This window comes from Pseudomonas sp. H1h (assembly GCF_000633255.1).
Classification (GTDB): domain Bacteria; phylum Pseudomonadota; class Gammaproteobacteria; order Pseudomonadales; family Pseudomonadaceae; genus Aquipseudomonas.
The window spans coordinates 12,325-31,449 of the sequence record NZ_AYMJ01000004.1 but is presented as its reverse complement, the minus strand read 5'-3'; the positions used below and the strand labels follow the sequence as shown (position 1 = coordinate 31,449).

The window sequence follows — 19,125 nt, the reverse complement described above, 5'->3', positions numbered from 1 at the left end:
TTGGGCTGAATGGGGTTTATGGCGCTGTAGAGATTCAGGATCTGCCTGTCGGATTGGGGTGTGGCGACTGACGCCTTCGCGAGCAAGCCCGCTCCCACAGGGGGTCGGTGGCGTACGCATAATCTGTATTCACTGAAGATCCAAGGTGGGAGCGGGCTTGCTCGCGAAGAGGCCAGCCGACGCATCGCAAATTCTGGATCAGTCTGTCTTTAAACAGCTGGGCTGAAGGAGGTTTATGGCGCTGTAGAGATTGAAGGTTTGCCTGTCGGATTGAGGGGCGGCGACTGACGCCTTCGCGAGCAAGCCCGCTCCCACAGGGGATCTTCAGTGAGCGCAGATTTTGTGCACGACACAAATCTACTGTGGGAGCGAGCCTGCTCGCGAAGAGGCCAGCCGACGCATCGCAAATTCTGGATCAGTCTGTCTTTTAACAGCTGGGCTGGAGGGAGTTTATGGCGCTGTAGAGATTGAGGGTTTGCCTGTCGGATTGAGGGGCGGCGACTGACGCCTTCGCGAGCAAGCCCGCTCCCACAGGGGATCTTCAGTGAGCGCAGATTTTGTGCACGACACAAATCTACTGTGGGAGCGGGCTTGCTCGCGAAGAGGCCAGTCAGCCCCCCACAAAGGCTGGATCAGTGAACCAGTCCTGCATCCACCAACAACTGCTCCAATCCCAACAAATCCGGCACCTTCGCCACTTGCTCCCCAACCTGCACCGCCGCCTGCTCCAGCGCACACAACGGCACATCGACATAACTCAACTGGCTGTCGAGCTTGTACGAGCGTGGAATCCCCTGCACCAGCAGCGCAATGAATTTGAGCTGCGGCAAGCCACCGAGGGCGTTGAGGATAACGATCCGCGCGCGCTCGCCGATGACGATTTTCTGCCCGCAGGCCGACTCGAAACTCAGCAACGGAATCTGCCGTTCACGCCAGCTCACCCGCCCCAGATACCACGGAGGGGTGTCCAGGTCGAAGGCGCTGGCCTGGTAGTCGATCAGCTCGGCCACAGCGACGTTGGGCAGGATCAGGTTGCGATCGGCCAGCGGCAGCAGCAGGCCGGTGAGTTGGCTGGTGCGCGCGTTGTGGCGGCGCTCATGCATGTTTCTTGCTCCAGTGAGCGATACTTTCGAGCAGCACCGATTCCTGGTACGGCTTGCCGAGGTAATCGTTGACGCCGATGGCCATTGCACGGTCGCGGTGTTTCTGCCCGGTGCGCGAGGTGATCATGATGATCGGCAGGTGTTGCAGGCGTTCGTCGTTGCGCACCTGGGTGGCGACTTCGAAGCCGTCCATGCGCGGCATTTCGATGTCGAGCAGCATCAGGTCGGGCATGTGCTCTTCGAGCAGCAGCATCGCATCAACCCCGTCCTTGGCGGTCAGCACGTTCATGCCATGACGTTCGAGCAAACGGCTGGTGACCTTGCGCACGGTGACCGAGTCGTCGACCACCAGCACCAGCAGTGGTTTCTGCGGCTCGCTGTCGATTTCCGCATGCGCCGGACGCTGCGCTACCCGCGCCTGCATCGCGCGGATCGGCGCCAGCAAGTCGAGAATCAGCACCACCCGGCCATCGCCGAGAATCGTCGCCCCGGACACCCCCTGCACCGCGCCGAACTGCGGGCCAAGGCTCTTGACCACGATCTCGCGGGTGCCGGCCATCGCGTCCACCTGCACCGCGATGCGCCGGTCATTGCACTGCACCAGCAGCACCGGCAATGGCAGGCTCTGGCCGAGCAGTTTCGGCCGGGGCGCGGTTTTCAGCAGCTCGCCCAGGTAACACAGTTCATGGCGCTGACCGCCGTAGTGATAGCTCGGCGGATCATTGCGGAAATGCCCCTCCAGATCATTCGGCAAGACGCGGACGATGCCTTCGATGGTGTTCAGCGGAATCGCGTATTGATCCTCGCCGCACTGCACCATCAGCGCCCGGTTGACCGACACGGTGAACGGCAAGCGAATGCGGAAATGCACGCCCTGCCCCCGCACCGAATCGATACTCATGGTGCCGCCGAGCTGACGGACTTCTTCGTGGACCACATCCATACCGACGCCGCGCCCGGAAATCTGGGTAATCTTTTCAGCGGTGGAAAAGCCCGGCTGGAGAATGAACTGCAGCACGTCGCGGTCACTGATCTCGGCATCCGGCGCCAGCAAGCCACGCTTGATCGCCTTGCGCCGCACCGCGTCCAGCGGCACCCCGGCGCCGTCGTCGCGGATATCGAAAACGATGTCGCCGCCCTCGCGCGACAGGTCCAGGCTGATCGTGCCCTGCGCCGGTTTGCCCGCCGCCAGTCGTACTTCGGCAGACTCCAGGCCGTGATCGACGGCGTTGCGCAACATGTGTTCCAGCGGCGCCGCCATGCGTTCCAGCACGTTGCGGTCCATCTCGCCTTCGGCGTTGTCGATGATGAACGCGACGTCCTTGTTCAGCTCTTCGGCGACCTGCCGCACGATGCGCTTGAGCCGTGGCAGCATCCTTTCGAACGGCACCATGCGCGTGCGCATCAGGCCTTCCTGCAATTCGGTGTTGATCCGCCCTTGTTGCTGCAACAGGTTCTCAGCGTCGTGGTTACGACGGTCGAGGGTTTCCTTGAGATCGAGCAAGTCGGAGGCGGACTCGAACAGTGCCCGCGACAGTTGCTGCAACTGCGAATGACGGTCCATTTCCAGCGGATCGAATTCTTCATAACCGAGGCGTTCGGCATCGACCTGCTGACGGCTGAGAATCCGCCCCTGGGTTTCGGTGTCGAGCCGGCGCAACTGATCGCGCATACGCTCGATAGTGGTTTCCATCTCGTTCAGCGCGGTTTGTGCATCGCTGACCTGTTGCTCGATACGCCCACGGAAAATCGAGGTTTCACCGGCCAGATTGACCAGCTCATCGAGCAGCTCGGCGGACACCTTGACCATGTCCGCAGCGGCATCAGCGGCTGGTGCCGCAGGCTCGGTCTTGGTCGGAATCGGCAGCAGCGGCGGCGTGTCGGGGGTCGCCGGATGGCTGAAGTTCTGGATCGCGCTGATCAGCCGATCCGCAGGCGGGCATGGCTGGCCGGCACGCACGCCATCGAGCATTTGCGCCAGTCGATCGTGCCCGCGCTGCACCAGCGCGAACAGTTCGGCGGACGGTTGCAGCACACCGCTGACGAGGCTTTCGTAGAGGTATTCCAGCTCATGGGCGAGGTCGCCGATCGGGCCGATCTCGACCATCCGCGCGCCGCCCTTGAGCGTGTGCAGGTCGCGCAACAGGGTTTCCACTTCCTGGCGATTGCCCGGCTCGGCCTGCCAGCGCAGCAACGCCGCGCCGGAGTTTTCGATGATGTCAAAACCTTCTTCGAGGAAGATCTCCAGCAGCTCCGGGTCATGCGCGGCGCTGTCGTGATCGGCGGCCGGTTGCGCGGCTTCGGCACTGCCGGATGCGCCCTGACGGAACTGGCGGATCGCCTCGATCAGCTCCTGCGCCGGGCGCAGCGGTTGATGGTCCTGCAACTGCTCAAGCAGCAACGCCAGGCGGTCATGGCTCTTGTGCAACAGCCGACCCAACGCATCGCTGTGACTGTAGCGGCGATCCACCAGCCCTTCGTAAAGACCTTCCAGCTCATGGGCCAGATCACCGATGGCATCGACTTCGGCCATCCGCGCGCCGCCCTTGAGCGTGTGCAAGTCACGCTGCAACGATGACAGCGGAGCGCCGTTGTCCGGGTCGCCCAACCAGCGCTGCAAGGCCTGGCCGGCGCTGTCGAGAATATCCACCGCCTCTTCAAGGAAGATCTCGACAATCTCGTCGTCCGGGGCGGTCTCGGCATTGGCTTGGGCGAGCTCGGCAGTCGCAGCACCCAGCTCATGGATGCTCAAGGTGCGACTGCCGTCGCTGCGGATCAGCCCCATGGACGTCGGGTCGAGGCTTTCATCCAGCAGTTCGTGCAAGGCGCGGATACGTTGCGGCTGCGGCGTGACTTCCTGGCCGGCGGCCAGTTCGTCGAGCATGTTGATCAACGCTTCGTGGGCGTTCTGCGCTTCCTGGAAAAACCTTTCGCTGACCGCCAGGCTGCTTTCTTCCACCGCACCATAGAGGTCGAGCAAGGCTTCGCACAGCACGTCCACCGGCAGCAGATCGGCGAGGTGTGCGCCCTCGCCCAAAGTGGTCAGTTCATCCAGCAGCGCGCTGAGTTCCTGGCGCTCGCCGGGGTGTTGCTGCCAACGCTGCAGCAGGCTTTCAGCGTCGAGCAGAATGTCCATGCCCTGGGCGAGGAAGTTATTGATCAGTTGCGGATCGCGTTTGATTCGCAAACCGGTATTCGGCGCATTGAGGATGGCTTCCAGACGTTCGGCGAGCAGTGTGCCCGTGCGTTTGATCAGCGACTGTGCACCGACAATCGGCGCCAGCGGATCGTGCTTGAGCTGCCGCAGGCCAACGCGCAACAGGCCTTCGGCTTCGAGCAGCAATTCCACTTCGTCCAGGTCGAGTGGCAACTGATGTGCCTTGAATTCACGGGCCAACTGATCCAGTGGTGCCGCCAGTTCGGCAATCGGCAGCACGCCGGCCATCGACGCACTGCCCTTGAGCGTGTGCAAGGCGCGCTGCAATTCGTCGCTGGCCTGCAGCGGCACATGCTCGGCGGCCTGATCGAGAAAACGGTTGAGGCTGGCGAGGTGGGTTTCGGCTTCGTTGCGGAAGATCTCCAGCAACAGCGGATCCAACGCGGCAACGTCGGCGCCGTCTTCCTCGGCCGGCGCCGCAGCGCCTTTGGCCAAGGCGTGAGCGCGGGCCGCGAGTTGATCGACGTCGCTGCGCTGACGCTGGCGCTGAGTGGCGAATTCGCTGATCAGCTCCGGCAGCAACAGCACGCTGTCCTGGAGCAACTGTTTAACCTGCGGGCCGGGCTCGACGCTATGTTCCAGTACGCGGTTGAGCAGGTTTTCCACTGCCCACGCCAGCTCGCCGAGAATCAACGCACGAACCATCCGCCCACTGCCCTTCAAGGTGTGAAAGGCCCGGCGCAGTTCCGTCAGCGCGGCGCGGTCATGGGTGTCGGCCGTCCAGCGCGGCAGGTATTCGTGCAGAACCTCGAGCACCTCATCGGTCTCTTCGAGGAACACTTCGCGCAGTTCATCGTCCACCGGTTCTTCATCGGCGGGCGGCGGCATCAGGCTGCCGGGGGTGATCAAGGCTGGCGGGTTGACCGCCGACACCGGGCTTGCCAGCACATCGGCCAGCGACTGCACGGTCTCGGGGTCATCCAGCGCTTGCAGGTCCTGCATCACCAACGCTTCGCCGGGGCTGAGCACATCGTCCAGCAGCGGCACATGCGGTTCGCCGGGCTGCTCGTCGAGCGGGTCCTTGGGAAAAAAACCGAGGCTGGCGAGGCTCTTCTGTGCGACGTCCAGCAGGGGCTCGTTCGGCGCCTGCGGATCGTCGCTCAGACGTTCGAGGTAATACTCAAGGCTGGTAATGACGTCGGCCAGATTATCCAGCTGTTGCCAGCCTGGCTCATGGGGATCGAGCAGCAGATGCTCGCGGATGAAACGGTTGCAGGCTTCGACCAGGCTCGCCGCCCGGCTCAGCGGAATCATCGCCAGCGCGCCGCGCACCTGGGTCAGCAGCTCCGGCAACGGTTGCAATTGCTGGCGATCCCAGTCGGCGTCGATGTAGTCGACGATCATGTCCTTGGCCTGTTGCAGGCAGATGCGCGCTTCCTTGATCACGATCTGGTGGATCTGCGTCAGGTCGGTGGTCGGCAAGCGCGCGTCTTCGGGGCTTTCCGGCTCCACCTTGCCGACCATCCCGGCCAGGTTCGCTTCGACGTAGAGCAAGGCGCCAGCGACGTCCATCAGCGTGGCGTCACTCGGCTCGCGTTGGCCCTGAGCGAGGCTGAGCACCACCGCCAGTTGATCGATGATGACCTTGCGCGGCTGGCCGAAACCGAGCACTGCCAGGGTGTCGGCGATTTGCCGCAGCGGTGCCAGCAGGCTGTCCAGGTCCGAGGCATGCTGACGGTCGCTGCGCACGAACAGATCAAGCCGCTCCTTGACCCGCACCAGTTCTTCACACAATGCCGTGAGCACCGAGCGCATCGCATCGCGGTCGGGGCCGGCCAGGCGCGCGCGTTCTTCGTCGAGCATCGCGCTGTCGGGCAACGCGTCGTCCAGGGAGTAGCGATCTTTCATGGTCAGCATCTGCCCGGTGGGATGTTCGGCTTTGGCAATATAGAACAGCAGGCTTTTGAGCAGCTCCGCCGGCGGCGGTTGATTGAGTCCGTGCATGCCCTGTTCGAGCAGGCGCTTGAGCTCCTTGTCGGCATCCTTGAACAGGCTGCGCAGCGCGGGACTGTTGGCAATCGCGCCTTCGCGCATGCCTTCGACCAGCGCCGACGCAACTTGCCATAACGGGCTCAACGGCGCCTCGCCGCTCAAGGCTTCGAGACGGCTGAAGACCTTCGCCAGGTAATCCAGATGCGTCTGGTCATCCTGCTCGCGCAACAGACCGACCAGCGCCATTTGCAGCATCTGGCGCAACTTGCGCAGCACGTTCGGCAGTTCCGCAGGCTCCAGCAGCGCCAGCGCTGCATCGCTGAGCGGCGACAACTGGAGCAATTGCGGGCTGAACAGGCTGGTTTCCGAGAGCAGGCTTTCGCCCCGCGCACTGCGCAGATCGTTGATCAGCGGCAGCACCACCAGTGGCAGATCACGGCGGGCGCTCTGCACGCGGTCGAGGTAGATCGGCAACTGTCCAAGGGCTTGCAGCAGCAGGTGCAGGGCTTCTTCACGATGGCTGACACGCTCGTGCTGCAAGGCCTCGACCAAGTGTTCCATCTCTTCGGCGAGCAAGGCGGCGCCGTAGAACTCGACCATCTGCAAGCTGCCGTGCACCTGATGGATGTAATCGAGGCACTCGTCCAGCCCAGGAAAGGCCTGCGGATCATCAAGCACGGCTTCAATCGCCTGATGCGCCTGTTTCAGCGTTTCGGCAATTTCGCCCTTGACCCACTCGAGGGCCACGTAATCATGCCGGTCACCCATAACCACTCCACTCACGCCTTGTCCGTCGCGGACGCCGACGGCAAGGTGAAACCGGATACCGAACGGCGCAGCTGACTGGCCATCTTCGCCAGGTTGCCGATGCTCTCGGCGGTGGCGGTGGAACCGGACGAGGTCTGCGTGGTGATCTGCTGGATCACGTTCATCGTCAGGGAAATCTGTCCGGCCGACGAGGTCTGCTGCTGCGCCGCGTTGGAAATGCTCTGGATCAGCGCCGCGAGGGTCTTCGACACACCTTCGATTTCTTCCAGGGCCACACCGGCATCCTGCGCCAGCCGCGCGCCGCGCACCACCTCGGTGGTGGTCTGCTCCATGGAAATCACCGCTTCGTTGGTGTCGGTCTGGATCGCCCGCACCAGGGTCTCGATCTGCCGGGTGGCGGCGGACGAACGCTCGGCCAGACGCTGCACTTCATCGGCTACCACGGCGAAACCGCGCCCGGCATCCCCGGCCATCGACGCCTGAATCGCCGCGTTGAGGGCGAGGATGTTGGTCTGGTCGGCAATGTCGTCGATCAGGCTGACGATGTCGCCAATCTCCTGCGAGGATTCGCCCAGGCGTTTGATCCGCTTGGCGGTGTCCTGAATCTGTTCGCGAATGTTGTCCATGCCGTGGATGGTGTTATGCACTACCTCGTTGCCTTTGTTGGCGATCTCCACCGAACGCTCGGCCACCGCCGAGGACTCAGCGGCGTTGGCCGACACCTGGTCGATGGATTGGGCCATGTCGCTGATCGCCGTCGAGGCTTCGGAAATCTGCTGCGCCTGATGCTCAGAGGCCTGGGCCAGGTGCATCGCGGTGGCCTGGGTTTCCTGCACGGCGGCGGCCACCTGGCCGGCGGTGAGGTTGATGGTAGCGACCAGATCGCGCAGTTGGTCGACCGAGTAGTTGATCGAGTCGGCGATGGTCCCGGTGAAGTCTTCGGTCACCGACGCGGTGACCGTGAGGTCGCCGTCGGCGAGGTCTTCGATTTCGTCGAGCAGGCGCATGATCGCGTTCTGGTTGCGTTCGTTCTTCTCGGCGGTCTCGCGCAACTGGCGATTGGTTTCACGGACCATGACCATGCCGATCAGGATGATCGAGGCCAGCGCCAGCAACCCCAACACGTAGCCGCCGATGGTATCGGTGCTGCGCCCGCCGGCGAGGTTTTCGAAGCCGGTGGCCAGATGTGAAGCTTCATCGAGCAGGGTCTGCGACAGGCTGAAGATGTTGCCGGCCGACTCACGGACCTTGAACAGCTCTGGCGAGGTTTCGAGGATTTCATCCACGGAGCCGGAAACAAACTGGAACAACTCGGAAATATCACTCAGGCGCGCACGGGCATCGCGGTCCTCGACCTGGCTGATTTTCAGGGTCGGGTTGCCCTGCAACATGCCGTTGAGCACCTGGCCGAAACGGGTGGCGTCGCGCCCAAAGGCGTCGGCGGCCTGCTGCGAATTCTCGTCGCCGGCCAGCACGGTGTTGACCGCGCCGAGGATACGTTCGGCCAGCAGTGATTGACGCTGGGCCATCGCCACTTGCGCGGCCGGGGCGCCGCGTTGCAGGAGGATTTCGACGACTTTTTCGTATTCGATCTGCAACTGCGGCACAGTTTCGGCCAGCGTTGCGGCGACCTGATGCAGCGACAGCACGGTCTGCTCGCTGGAGAGAATGGCATCGGTGTTTTTCAGCAAGCGCTCCCAATCCAGCTGCACGGCGCGCATTTCAGGGCGCACGGTGGCCGGGGCGGGTGGCAGGCCGGTGGCCGGGTCGCCCTTCTTCAGATAACCCCAGCGCTGGGCGAAATCGTTGCGCGCATCGCTGAGCAACTTGAACGCGGCAGCCTTGCCGGCGGCGGCTTCGGTGGCGTTCTTGGCGATGCGTTGCGACAGCACGCGCAGCTCACCGGCGTGGCCGATGTACTGTTTGTCGTAGTTGGCCTGGGTGTTGAGGTACGCGAAGTTGGCGAACAGCAGCATGATGAACACGATCAGTGCGATGAACAGCACGATGATCTGCGAGCGACTGCGCGATCCTTCCGCCGACTTGCCTGTTTTTGCTTTTGTCATCGGTCCTCGCCTATGAAACCTGCCACGGTCCAATGTGGGGTTTGTGGTGTTTCGACTAAATTGCGACGCTCATGAACACCGGCGATTTGGCCAGCGCAAACAGGCTGAACACCCGCCAGTTCTGCTCGCGCCGGAAATAGCCTTTGACGAACTCGGCCTTGGAGCCCTGGCGCTTGCTGATCGAGATCGGCTCGAAGCTGCCCTGTTCGAAGTGCTGCAGGCCGAACACCTCATCAACCAGCAGCCCGGCGAATACGTCCTGATGCTCCACCACCAACACCCGCCGCTGTTTGCGCAGTGGCGACAGTTCGTGACCGAAAAACCCGCACAGGTCCATGATCGGCAGCAAGCGCCCACGCAGGTTAGCCACCCCTTTGACCCATGGCTTGACCCCGGGCAACTGAGTGAAGCGCGGCTCGTGCAGCACTTCGCTGACTTCGCCCATCGGCGCCACGTACCAGTGCTCGCCGAGGCGAAAACCGATGCCGCTCCAGCGATCCTGGCGACCGGGCTGCGACGGCAGGTCCGCCGCCAGCAGGCGGCAGCGCTGGTCGATCTGCCACAGCAACTCGAACGCGGTCAGCGATTCGCTCATGGCGGCGCGATCAACCGGCCAGCACGTTGTTCAGGGTCTTGATCAGCATGTCTTCCTCGACCGGTTTGGTCAGGTAATCCTTTGCGCCCTGACGGGTGCCCCAGACCTTGTCGGTTTCCTGATCCTTGGTGGTGATAATGATCACCGGGATATGGCTGGTCTCGGCATCCTTGGTCAACTGGCGGGTCGCCTGAAAACCGTTGAGGCCCGGCATGACGATGTCCATCAGCACGGCGTCGGGTTTTTCCTGACGGGCCAGCGCTACGCCGTCGGCGCCGTTTTCGGCCTTGAGCACTTCATGGCCGTGCTTTTCCAGCATGCCGGTGAGTTTGTACATTTCAGTCGGCGAATCATCGACGATCAGGATACGTGCCATGGTCTTCCCCATTTTTCTTGTCGACATCCGGCCCGCTGGCCGAGCGTCTCTGTACGTGTCTTACTGCGGCAAAACGGCGGCAAAGCCCGGAACGTGGGCCTGGATCGCGTTGAGCAGTTCTTCCTTGCTGAAAGGCTTGGTCAAAAATTGATCAGAGCCGACAATCCGCCCCTTGGCCTTGTCGAACAGACCGTCACGCGAGGACAGCATGATCACCGGCGTGGACTTGAACGCACTGTTGTTCTTGATTAAAGCGCAGGTCTGATAACCATCCAGACGCGGCATCATGATGTCGACAAAAATGATTCCGGGGTGGTTGTCGGCGATCTTGGCCAACGCGTCGAAACCGTCGATGGCCGTGATGACCTCGCAGCCCACATTCTTCAACAGCGTTTCGGCGGTGCGACGAATCGTTTTCGAGTCATCGATCACCATGACCTTCAAGGCGCTGGACTGCTGTTCCATAAGGGGGCTCTACCGTCGCCTTTGCGAATCAAATTGTCCGTTTTGCGATGAGTAATGGCTGGAAACCCTTGATGCTCAAGGGCCAGCACGCTATGCCAGCCTTTTTAGCACAGTCTCCAGATGCAATCTATCGACGGGTTTTTCCTTGACCGAAAACCCTGCCAGCGCCACTCTGGCGGCACTTTTTCAATACCGATCCGGTAGCCAATTTTCGAGGAAAACCCAATGAGCGTTCGCGTCGGGATTGTCATGGACCCTATCGCCAGCATTTCCTATAAAAAGGATAGCTCGCTGGCCATGCTGCTGGCCGCGCAGAAGCGTGGCTGGGAACTGTTCTACATGGAACAGCGCGACCTGTATCAGGGCGAAGGTCAGGCCCGGGCGCGCATGAAGCCGCTGAAAGTCTTCGCCAACCCGGAAAAATGGTTCGAACTGGACGCCGAGCAGGACAACCTGCTGAGCGACCTGGACGTGATCCTGATGCGCAAGGATCCGCCGTTCGACATGGAGTTCGTGTACTCCACCTACCTGCTGGAACAGGCCGAAACCGCCGGCGTGCTGGTGGTCAACAAGCCGCAGAGCCTGCGCGACTGCAATGAAAAGCTGTTCGCCACGCTGTTCCCGCAGTGCACGCCACCGACCGTAGTCAGCCGTCGCGCCGATGTGCTGCGTGAATTCGCTGCCAAACACGGCGACGTGATCCTCAAGCCGCTGGACGGCATGGGCGGCACTTCGATTTTCCGCCACCGCGCGGGCGATCCGAACCTGTCGGTGATCCTCGAAACCCTGACCGCCCTCGGCACCCAGCAGATCATGGGCCAGGCTTATCTGCCAGCGATCAAGGACGGCGACAAGCGCATCCTGATGATCGACGGCGAGCCGGTGGATTACTGCCTGGCGCGGATTCCGGCTCAGGGCGAAACCCGTGGCAACCTCGCCGCCGGTGGCCGTGGGGAAGCCCGTCCGCTGACCGACAAGGATCGCTGGATCGCCGCACAAGTCGGCCCGACCCTGCGCGAGAAAGGCCTGCTGTTCGTCGGTCTGGACGTGATTGGCGAAAGCCTCACCGAAATCAATGTCACTAGCCCAACCTGCATCCGCGAGATCGACAATGCGTTCGGCACCGACATCGGCGGCCTGCTGATGGACGCGATCGAGAAGAAGCTGCAAGCCTGACGGCCAGCTGCAAGCCTCAAGCCTTAAACTTGCAGCTCGAAACTCGCTGCTGCTCCTGTGCTGCTTGTCGCTTGAAGCTTGCAGCTAAAAACCAACATTGCGTTATCATGCCGAGCCCGTAAAAACGCGATGTTGGTTTTTCTGTCATGACCCTCCCGTCCGATCTGCCCGCAGAACTCGCCCACCGTGGCGTGCGCCCGGCCGATCGCCTCGGATTTACCCTGTTTCTCGCGGCGCTGATTCATTTGGCGCTGCTGCTGGGTGTCGGCTTCACCATGGTCGAGCCCAAGCAGATCAGCAAAACCCTGGAAATCACCCTCGCCACCTTCAAGAGTGAAAAGAAGCCCGAGAAGGCCGATTTCCTCGCTCAGGAAAACCAGCAAGGCAGCGGCACCCTGGACAAGAAGGCGATCCCCAAGACCACCGAGGTCGCGCCGTTCCAGGACAACCAGGTCAAGAAAGTCACCCCGCCACCGGCCGCCAAGCCGGAAGTCCGCGAAGCGGCGCCCAAGGCTGCGGTGACCACGGTGGCGCCGAAACAGCAAAAGGCGCCGACCAAGAAAGAAGAAACCAAAACCGAGACCAAACCTGCAGTTGACGCGCCGACGTTCGACAGCTCGCAGCTGTCCAGCGACATCGCCAGCCTCGAAGCGGAACTGGCCAACGAACAACAGCTGTACGCCAAGCGCCCGCGCATTCACCGTTTGAGCGCCGCCTCGACCATGCGCGACAAGGGCGCCTGGTACAAGGACGACTGGCGCAAGAAGGTCGAGCGAATCGGCAACCTCAATTACCCGGAAGAGGCCCGACGCAAGCAGATCTACGGCAACCTGCGCCTGATGGTCTCGATCAATCGCGACGGTTCGCTGTATGAAGTGCTGGTGCTCGAGTCGTCCGGCCAGCCGCTGCTGGATCAGGCAGCGCAGCGCATTGTTCGACTGGCGGCACCGTTTGCCCCGTTTACCGGCGATCTGTCGGATATCGACCGACTGGAAATCATCCGCACCTGGAAGTTCGCCCGGGGCGACAAGCTCTCCAGCAATTAAGAACATCGCAAAGCCCGCCCCACATTTGATCCGCGTTACTGCCTGATCCTCAGCTTGTCAGTTTGCCCCTACGACGCCACACTATCGCTCATGAAAAACGTCAGCCCCAGCTACCTCAAGCATCACTTCCTGATCGCCATGCCTCACATGGCCGACCCGAACTTTGCCCACACCTTGACCTACATCGTCGAGCACACGGCCAATGGCGCCATGGGGCTGGTGGTCAATCGACCGCAAGAGCTGAATCTGGCCGACATTCTCGAGCAACTGCGTCCGGACATCGATCCACCAGCACTGTGCCAGCATGTGCCGATCTTCATCGGCGGCCCGGTGCAGACTGATCGCGGTTTCGTTCTGCACCCGGCGGGCAAGACCTTTCAGGCCACTGTCGAACTGGACGGCGATCTGGCGCTGTCGACCTCGCAGGACGTGCTGTTCGCCATCGCCGACGGCGTGGGCCCGGCGAAAAGCGTGATCGCCCTCGGCTACGCCGGCTGGGAAGCCGGGCAACTGGAAGCGGAGCTCGCCGACAACGCCTGGCTGACCTGCCCGTACGACGCCGACATCCTGTTCAACACCAGCAGCGAACTGCGTCTGGAAGCGGCGGCACGGCATCTGGGGATCAACCTCAGCCTGCTGACCAGCCAGGCGGGGCACGCCTGATGGCCCTGCGCCTGATTCTCGGCTTCGACTACGGCACCAAACAGATCGGCGTCGCGGTCGGCCAGGTGATTACCGGCCAGGCCCGCGAGCTGTGCACCCTGAAAGCGCAGAACGGCGTTCCGGACTGGAATCAGGTCGAAGCCCTGTTCAAGGAATGGAAGCCCGACGCCGTGGTGGTCGGCCTGCCGCTGAACATGGACGGCACGCCCAGCGAAATGTGCCTGCGCGCCGAGAAGTTCGCCCGTCGCCTCAATGGCCGCTTCAATGTGCCGTTCTATACCCACGACGAACGCCTGACCACCTTTGAAGCCAAGGGTGAGCGACTGGTGCGCGGCGGACAGAAAGGCAGTTACCGCGACAACCCGGTGGACGCCATCGCCGCCGCCCTGCTGTTGCAGGGCTGGCTCGATGAAAACACTGCATTGTTTGAATCCTGACAAGCGCTTCGGCGCTTTTCTTTTGCGTTATGACCCGAGCCTTGTCCAAGGACCTGGCTCGGCCCCAAGAAGGAGCAACCATGAGCCTGCCAAATCCCGCCGATCTGATCAGCCAGATGGCGACCCGCCTCAAGGCGCACCTTGCCCAGCGTGATATCAGTGAACCGCGCTACATCGGCATCCGCACTGGCGGAATCTGGGTCGCGCAGGCCCTGCTCAAGGAGCTGGGCAGTGATGCGCCGCTGGGCACGCTGGATGTTTCCTTCTACCGCGACGACTTCAGCCAGAACGGCCTGCACCCGCAAGTGCGCCCGTCGGCCCTGCCCTTCGAGATCGAAGGCCAGCATCTGGTGCTGATCGACGACGTACTGATGAGCGGCCGCACCATCCGCGCCGCCATGAACGAACTGTTCGACTACGGCCGCCCAGCCAGCGTGACCCTGGTCTGCCTGCTGGACCTGGACGCTGGCGAACTGCCGATTCGCCCGAACGTGGTCGGCGCGACCCTGTCGCTCGCCCCGCACGAGCGGGTAAAGCTGTCCGGCCCTGAGCCGCTGACGCTCGAACTGCAAGACCTGAACCCTTAATCCGCCCTATTGAGAGTCCCCCTCGCGATGACGCCTCTAGACACCAAGCGCCCGCTGCAGCTCAATGATCAGGGCCAGCTGCGCCACTTCCTCTCGCTCGACGGCCTGCGCCGCGAGTTGCTGACGGAAATCCTCGACACTGCCGATTCGTTCCTCGAAGTCGGTGCCCGGGCGGTGAAGAAGGTCCCGTTGCTGCGCGGCAAGACCGTGTGCAACGTGTTCTTCGAGAACTCCACCCGCACCCGCACCACCTTCGAACTGGCGGCCCAGCGGCTGTCGGCGGACGTGATCACCCTCAACGTGTCGACCTCGTCGGCGAGTAAAGGTGAAACCCTGCTCGACACCCTGCGCAACCTTGAAGCGATGGCCGCCGACATGTTCGTCGTGCGCCACGGAGACTCGGGCGCTGCGCACTTCATCGCCGAGCATGTCTGTCCGCAAGTAGCGATCATCAACGGTGGCGACGGCCGTCATGCGCACCCGACCCAGGGCATGCTCGACATGCTGACCATCCGTCGGCACAAGGGCAGTTTCGAAAACCTCTCGGTAGCGATCGTCGGCGACATCCTGCACTCACGGGTGGCGCGCTCGAACATGCTCGCCCTGAAGACCCTCGGCTGCCAGGACATCCGCGTGATCGCGCCGAAAACCCTGCTGCCGATCGGCATCGAGCAGTACGGCGTCAAGGTCTACACCGACATGACCGAAGGCCTGAAGGACGTCGACGTGGTGATCATGCTGCGCCTGCAGCGTGAGCGCATGACCGGCGGCCTGCTGCCGAGCGAAGGCGAGTTCTACCGCCTGTTCGGCCTGACCACGGCGCGCCTGGCCGGGGCCAAGCCCGATTGCATCGTCATGCACCCGGGGCCGATCAACCGTGGCGTGGAAATCGAGTCGGCAGTGGCCGACGGCCCGCACTCGGTGATCCTCAATCAAGTCACCTACGGCATCGCCATCCGTATGGCCGTGCTGTCGATGGCCATGAGCGGGCAAACGGCGCAACGTCAATTCGAGCAGGAGAACGCCCAGTGAAGCTCAGCATTCTCGGCGCCCGCGTCATCGATCCAAGCAGCGGCCTGGATCAAGTCACCGATATCCACGTCGAAGCCTGCAAGATCGTCGCCCTCGGCGCCGCGCCGGCCGGTTTCAGCGCTGTCGAAACCATCGACGCCCAAGGCCTTGTGGCCGCCCCCGGGCTGGTCGACCTGAACGTCGCCCTGCGCGAGCCGGGCTACAGCCGCAAAGGCACCATCGCCAGCGAAACCCGCGCCGCAGCGGCCGGTGGCGTGACCAGCCTATGCTGCCCACCAAAGACCAAACCGGTGCTCGACACCTCGGCGGTGGCCGAGCTGATCCTCGACCGCGCCCGCGAAGCCGGCAACACCAAGGTGTTCCCGATTGGCGCACTGAGCAAAGGCCTGGACGGCGAACAGCTTGCAGAGCTCGTTGCTTTGCGTGACGCCGGCTGTGTGGCATTCGGCAACGGTCTGGAGAGCTTTCGCAACACCCGCACCCTGTGCCGGGCGCTGGACTACGCGGCCACCTTCGACCTGACGGTGATTTTCAATTCACAGGATCACGATCTGGCCGATGGCGGCCTGGCCCACGAAGGCGCTGTCGCCAGTTTCCTCGGCTTGCCGGGCATCCCGGAAACCGCAGAAACCGTGGCCCTGGCCCGCGATCTGCTGCTGGTCGAGCAGACCGGCGTGCGTGCGCATTTCAGTCAACTGACCAGCGCTCGCGGTGTGGCCCTGATCGCCCAGGCCCAGGCCCGTGGCTTGAAGGTCACCGCGGATGTCGCGCTGTACCAGTTGATTCTGACCGATGAAGCGCTGATCGACTTCAGCAGCCTGTATCACGTGCAACCGCCACTGCGCACCCGCGCTGACCGCGATGGTCTGCGTGAGGCGGTGAAGTCCGGAGTGGTGTCAGCGATCTCCAGCCATCACCAGCCGCACGAACGCGACGCCAAACTGGCCCCGTTCGGTGCGACCGAGCCGGGCATCAGTAGCGTCGAGCTGTTGCTGCCGCTGGCGATGACACTGGTCGAGGATGGTCTGCTGGATCTACCGACCCTGCTCGCGCGCCTGAGCGCTGGCCCGGCGGATGCACTGCGCCTGCCGGCAGGCAAATTGGCGGTGGGCGGCGCGGCGGATATCGTGCTGTTCGATCCGAAAGCATCCACCGTGGCCGGCGAAGGCTGGTTGTCGAAGGGCGAGAACTGCCCGTTCCTCGGTCACACCCTGCCGGGTGTGGTGCGTTACACGCTGGTGGATGGGCGAATCAGCCACCAGGCCTGAAGACAAGCGATAGCAGGCTGCAGTGGCCTGCTATCGCTTGATAGCGATAAACATCATTACTAGAAAAATTCCGCTTAATTTCATTGCTCGCAACACCCCTCTCCCTCGCGCCACTCCCACCGCTATCTTCACCAAGCGGCGTAGGAACCCGGCCACTCGCCATAAAGAAATCTCCGACGCTTTACAGCCCTGTAAAAACAGCTTCGACACAATCAGAAACAGCCTACAAAGTTCTCGTAGGTGACGTTTACACACAGCTATTAATATAAAACCGTCAGAAGGATAACCAACACCCACAAGGATGAGCATATGAAAAATGGACTTACGCTTCCCCCTATTGTCACCAGAGGCACAACAAGTAGTTCTGGCGGCTTTACAGTCGACTCGGGCTTCAAATGGGGAACCTACGCAACAGCAGACTGGCAGGGCGCAGGAGAGGCCATCATCACCAATGACGGTAAAACCTATTCACTGCCTCTGAGCAATGGCCCGGTAATAACCTCAGCAGAAATGGATATGTTCCATGCCTGGCTTGAAATGAAATCCGGAATCAAAGCCTTCACCTACGAACTGCAAATGGTGAGCAAGGCCATTAATAATGACGCCCTGAGTGGAATTCGTGATCTCTGGAGAATAACGGAAAGCGACAATTATTTACTAAGCAACTCCGCCATTATCAGCCACGGCTACTTCAAGAACAAAGTCATCAATTTTAGCCTGGCAGATTCATTTGCGGCGCAGCAAAAACTAAGCGCCATAGAAGCCCTGATCAAAGTCTCCGCGACTGCTCCCTACACTCTGAATTACGAAACACTCACAACCGAGCTTTCCGGAGGCACCTTTAGCCCGATCAAAGCTTTCGCTCATTATCTTTGGGGAAAGGGTGAGAGGATGAGGGTGAACATCAACAATATTGGGCTGAATGTCAGCGCCAATGAATTGCCACTATTGGCAAGCTCTATCGCCAGCACTCGAGAAGCTGGAACTTATTACTTATCTGACCCGAAGATCCCTTACGCGACTATTAATGACAGCAACGTCACCGGGGCTTATCTGGGAAGAATAACGTTAAAGATGGAGGGAAACTTTACCCGGGACAAAACAGGGTCTTGGGTTTTCGATGGCGTTATTCGTGCCTATACTGACACTTACGACTTTGATGCAAGCAACAGATCAACTGCCCTTGAGTTATTAACGACAGCAGGTAGAGTATTTTCCGGAACACATTATGAGATCGATATTTTCGGCGACCATAAAATAAGGCTGAGCGGAACAGGATTTCACCCTGCTCCGTGAGCATCAGTATTTCCACAAACTTCTGCACAATGGAGAGCGAATGAACAGAGCCTGCAAACTGTTAATTTATATATACCCTATCGTTCTCGCACTGACATCTGGCGCAGGGGTACTCATACTCATAAAAAACCTCAGAGCAGAAATATATGATGTAAATCAGGACTCAATCGGCCTTCCCATTGGTGCAACGCTGATTATTTTCCTGACACTGACACTCACGCACCTGCTGCAGATTCTCTTATTACGCTGGGCCTACACCCACTCGCTCGCAGGTCTGTTACTGAAAATGTCAGCCTATTTGATTGCAACAGTATCGCTGGTGATTTTGGTTGACAGGATTGTCTACTGGTCCGAACCCCATCACGCCATCATTGCAATACTTTATGGTGTCACGGCCATTACGTTTGTCGTTTTCCAAATGCAAACCTTCGCGCAATTGAAATAGCACAAATGCAAGACCGGGTGTCGAGGGGGCTTGCCTGCCAGCGTGCGAACTGGCGTCGGCGGTCTGCCCCCTCGCTATCACTTACTGGAAGGCGCCTCTGTTCTGCGCGTTACGCACCGAGACCTGATCATTCAGGGTCCAGAAGTCATACAGCACTCCGACAAAGAACAATCCGCCCGTCAGCAGGTACAGCAAACCGCTGATCCACTTGCCCTGGTACATCCGGTGCACGCCGAACACCCCCAGAAACGTCAGTAGGATCCACGCCACGTTGTATTCGATCGGCCCTGCGGTAAAACGCAGATCGGCCTCGCGATCCATCGCCGGGATCAGGAACACGTCGATCAGCCAGCCGATACCCAGCAGACCGAAGGTGAAAAACCAGATCGTCCCGGTGACGGGCTTGCCGTAATAAAAACGGTGAGCACCGGTAAAGCCGAAAATCCACAGCAGATAACCGATCACTTTGCTGTGCGTATCCTGGGGTTGAGCAACCTGCTGATAGCGGTTCATGAATGGCCTCTTTTGCGTCGATAGATAAATTTTTTATGCATCTCTGTGACTTTTTTGTGTCGAGCCGACAAGTGGTTCGTGGGCGTTACACCTTGCTCAAAGCCTTGCAGGGCTTGGGTTCTGTCCGACAATTGCGCCAG

16 protein-coding genes are annotated in these 19,125 nt (G+C 61.0%); 9 read left to right on the top strand and 7 right to left on the bottom strand.

Translation table 11 applies throughout. The features are described from left to right. Window positions 1–632: 632 nt before the first annotated feature. The 6 genes from U862_RS0103695 to pilG are packed head-to-tail and all read right to left on the bottom strand — an operon-like array spanning window position 633 to window position 10,522. A complete protein-coding gene (locus U862_RS0103695) occupies window positions 633–1,103 on the bottom strand; it encodes a chemotaxis protein CheW (protein ID WP_025109158.1) in 471 nt (156 codons plus the stop codon). Then, the gene (locus tag U862_RS0103690; RefSeq protein WP_025109157.1) at window positions 1,096–7,020 is read right to left on the bottom strand and encodes an Hpt domain-containing protein; all 5,925 of its coding nucleotides are present in this window, start codon (window positions 7,018–7,020) and stop codon (window positions 1,096–1,098) included. The genes U862_RS0103695 and U862_RS0103690 overlap by 8 nt, the downstream gene beginning before the upstream one ends. Window positions 7,021–7,031: 11 nt before the next feature. Further along, window positions 7,032–9,086 carry a methyl-accepting chemotaxis protein gene (locus U862_RS0103685; RefSeq protein ID WP_025109156.1) on the bottom strand — a complete coding sequence of 685 codons (2,055 nt, stop codon included), beginning with the start codon at window positions 9,084–9,086 and terminating at the stop codon, window positions 7,032–7,034. 55 nt (window positions 9,087–9,141) lie between these two features. Continuing rightward, window positions 9,142–9,681 (bottom strand): chemotaxis protein CheW, encoded by a 540-nt coding sequence (locus U862_RS0103680; protein ID WP_025109155.1) that lies wholly within the window; start codon window positions 9,679–9,681, stop codon window positions 9,142–9,144. Between the two features lie 10 nt (window positions 9,682–9,691). Continuing rightward, complete coding sequence (gene pilH / locus U862_RS0103675; RefSeq protein ID WP_025109154.1) at window positions 9,692–10,057, bottom strand: twitching motility response regulator PilH; 366 nt, start codon at window positions 10,055–10,057, stop codon at window positions 9,692–9,694. A 60-nt stretch (window positions 10,058–10,117) separates the two neighbouring features. Continuing rightward, window positions 10,118–10,522: a twitching motility response regulator PilG gene (gene pilG, locus U862_RS0103670; protein WP_025109153.1), complete on the bottom strand. Its 405-nt coding sequence runs from the start codon at window positions 10,520–10,522 to the stop codon at window positions 10,118–10,120. Window positions 10,523–10,747: 225 nt separating this feature from the next. On the opposite strand from pilG, the gene gshB reads away from it, so the two are divergent. The 9 genes from gshB (at window position 10,748) to U862_RS0103625 (ending at window position 18,472) form a co-directional block, all read left to right on the top strand. Continuing rightward, the gene (gene gshB / locus U862_RS0103665; RefSeq protein WP_025109152.1) at window positions 10,748–11,698 is read left to right on the top strand and encodes a glutathione synthase; all 951 of its coding nucleotides are present in this window, start codon (window positions 10,748–10,750) and stop codon (window positions 11,696–11,698) included. A gap of 146 nt (window positions 11,699–11,844) precedes the next feature. Then, window positions 11,845–12,744 (top strand): energy transducer TonB, encoded by a 900-nt coding sequence (locus U862_RS0103660; RefSeq protein ID WP_025109151.1) that lies wholly within the window; start codon window positions 11,845–11,847, stop codon window positions 12,742–12,744. Window positions 12,745–12,834: 90 nt separating this feature from the next. After that, on the top strand, window positions 12,835–13,407 hold the full coding sequence (locus U862_RS0103655) for a YqgE/AlgH family protein (protein ID WP_025109150.1): 573 nt from the start codon (window positions 12,835–12,837) through the stop codon (window positions 13,405–13,407). After that, a complete protein-coding gene (gene ruvX, locus U862_RS0103650) occupies window positions 13,407–13,844 on the top strand; it encodes a Holliday junction resolvase RuvX (RefSeq protein WP_003229101.1) in 438 nt (145 codons plus the stop codon). The genes U862_RS0103655 and ruvX overlap by 1 nt, the downstream gene beginning before the upstream one ends. 80 nt (window positions 13,845–13,924) lie before the next feature. Continuing rightward, the gene (pyrR, locus tag U862_RS0103645) at window positions 13,925–14,431 is read left to right on the top strand and encodes a bifunctional pyr operon transcriptional regulator/uracil phosphoribosyltransferase PyrR (protein ID WP_025109149.1); all 507 of its coding nucleotides are present in this window, start codon (window positions 13,925–13,927) and stop codon (window positions 14,429–14,431) included. A gap of 27 nt (window positions 14,432–14,458) precedes the next feature. Continuing rightward, the gene (locus tag U862_RS0103640) at window positions 14,459–15,463 is read left to right on the top strand and encodes an aspartate carbamoyltransferase catalytic subunit (RefSeq protein ID WP_025109148.1); all 1,005 of its coding nucleotides are present in this window, start codon (window positions 14,459–14,461) and stop codon (window positions 15,461–15,463) included. Further along, the gene (locus tag U862_RS0103635; protein WP_025109147.1) at window positions 15,460–16,731 is read left to right on the top strand and encodes a dihydroorotase; all 1,272 of its coding nucleotides are present in this window, start codon (window positions 15,460–15,462) and stop codon (window positions 16,729–16,731) included. The genes U862_RS0103640 and U862_RS0103635 overlap by 4 nt, the downstream gene beginning before the upstream one ends. 309 nt (window positions 16,732–17,040) lie before the next feature. Continuing rightward, a complete protein-coding gene (locus U862_RS0103630; protein ID WP_025109146.1) occupies window positions 17,041–18,027 on the top strand; it encodes a lipid II-degrading bacteriocin in 987 nt (328 codons plus the stop codon). 40 nt (window positions 18,028–18,067) lie between these two features. Then, complete coding sequence (locus tag U862_RS0103625; protein ID WP_025109145.1) at window positions 18,068–18,472, top strand: hypothetical protein; 405 nt, start codon at window positions 18,068–18,070, stop codon at window positions 18,470–18,472. 81 nt (window positions 18,473–18,553) lie between these two features. On the opposite strand, the gene U862_RS0103620 is transcribed toward U862_RS0103625, so the two are convergent. Beyond that, entirely contained in the window at window positions 18,554–18,985 is a 432-nt protein-coding gene (locus tag U862_RS0103620) for an NINE protein (protein ID WP_025109144.1), read from the bottom strand. Window positions 18,986–19,125 lie beyond the last annotated feature (140 nt).

Coding starts and splice junctions, on each gene's coding strand:
- U862_RS0103620 (WP_025109144.1), bottom strand. CDS start 18,985: ATGAACCGCTATCAGCAGGTTGCTCAACCCCAGGATACGCACAGCAAA.
- gshB (WP_025109152.1), top strand. CDS start 10,748: ATGAGCGTTCGCGTCGGGATTGTCATGGACCCTATCGCCAGCATTTCC.
- U862_RS0103685 (WP_025109156.1), bottom strand. CDS start 9,086: ATGACAAAAGCAAAAACAGGCAAGTCGGCGGAAGGATCGCGCAGTCGC.
- U862_RS0103625 (WP_025109145.1), top strand. CDS start 18,068: ATGAACAGAGCCTGCAAACTGTTAATTTATATATACCCTATCGTTCTC.
- U862_RS0103655 (WP_025109150.1), top strand. CDS start 12,835: ATGAAAAACGTCAGCCCCAGCTACCTCAAGCATCACTTCCTGATCGCC.
- pilG (WP_025109153.1), bottom strand. CDS start 10,522: ATGGAACAGCAGTCCAGCGCCTTGAAGGTCATGGTGATCGATGACTCG.
- U862_RS0103695 (WP_025109158.1), bottom strand. CDS start 1,103: ATGCATGAGCGCCGCCACAACGCGCGCACCAGCCAACTCACCGGCCTG.
- U862_RS0103680 (WP_025109155.1), bottom strand. CDS start 9,681: ATGAGCGAATCGCTGACCGCGTTCGAGTTGCTGTGGCAGATCGACCAG.
- U862_RS0103640 (WP_025109148.1), top strand. CDS start 14,459: ATGACGCCTCTAGACACCAAGCGCCCGCTGCAGCTCAATGATCAGGGC.
- U862_RS0103690 (WP_025109157.1), bottom strand. CDS start 7,020: ATGGGTGACCGGCATGATTACGTGGCCCTCGAGTGGGTCAAGGGCGAA.
- pilH (WP_025109154.1), bottom strand. CDS start 10,057: ATGGCACGTATCCTGATCGTCGATGATTCGCCGACTGAAATGTACAAA.
- ruvX (WP_003229101.1), top strand. CDS start 13,407: ATGGCCCTGCGCCTGATTCTCGGCTTCGACTACGGCACCAAACAGATC.
- U862_RS0103660 (WP_025109151.1), top strand. CDS start 11,845: ATGACCCTCCCGTCCGATCTGCCCGCAGAACTCGCCCACCGTGGCGTG.
- U862_RS0103630 (WP_025109146.1), top strand. CDS start 17,041: ATGAAAAATGGACTTACGCTTCCCCCTATTGTCACCAGAGGCACAACA.
- pyrR (WP_025109149.1), top strand. CDS start 13,925: ATGAGCCTGCCAAATCCCGCCGATCTGATCAGCCAGATGGCGACCCGC.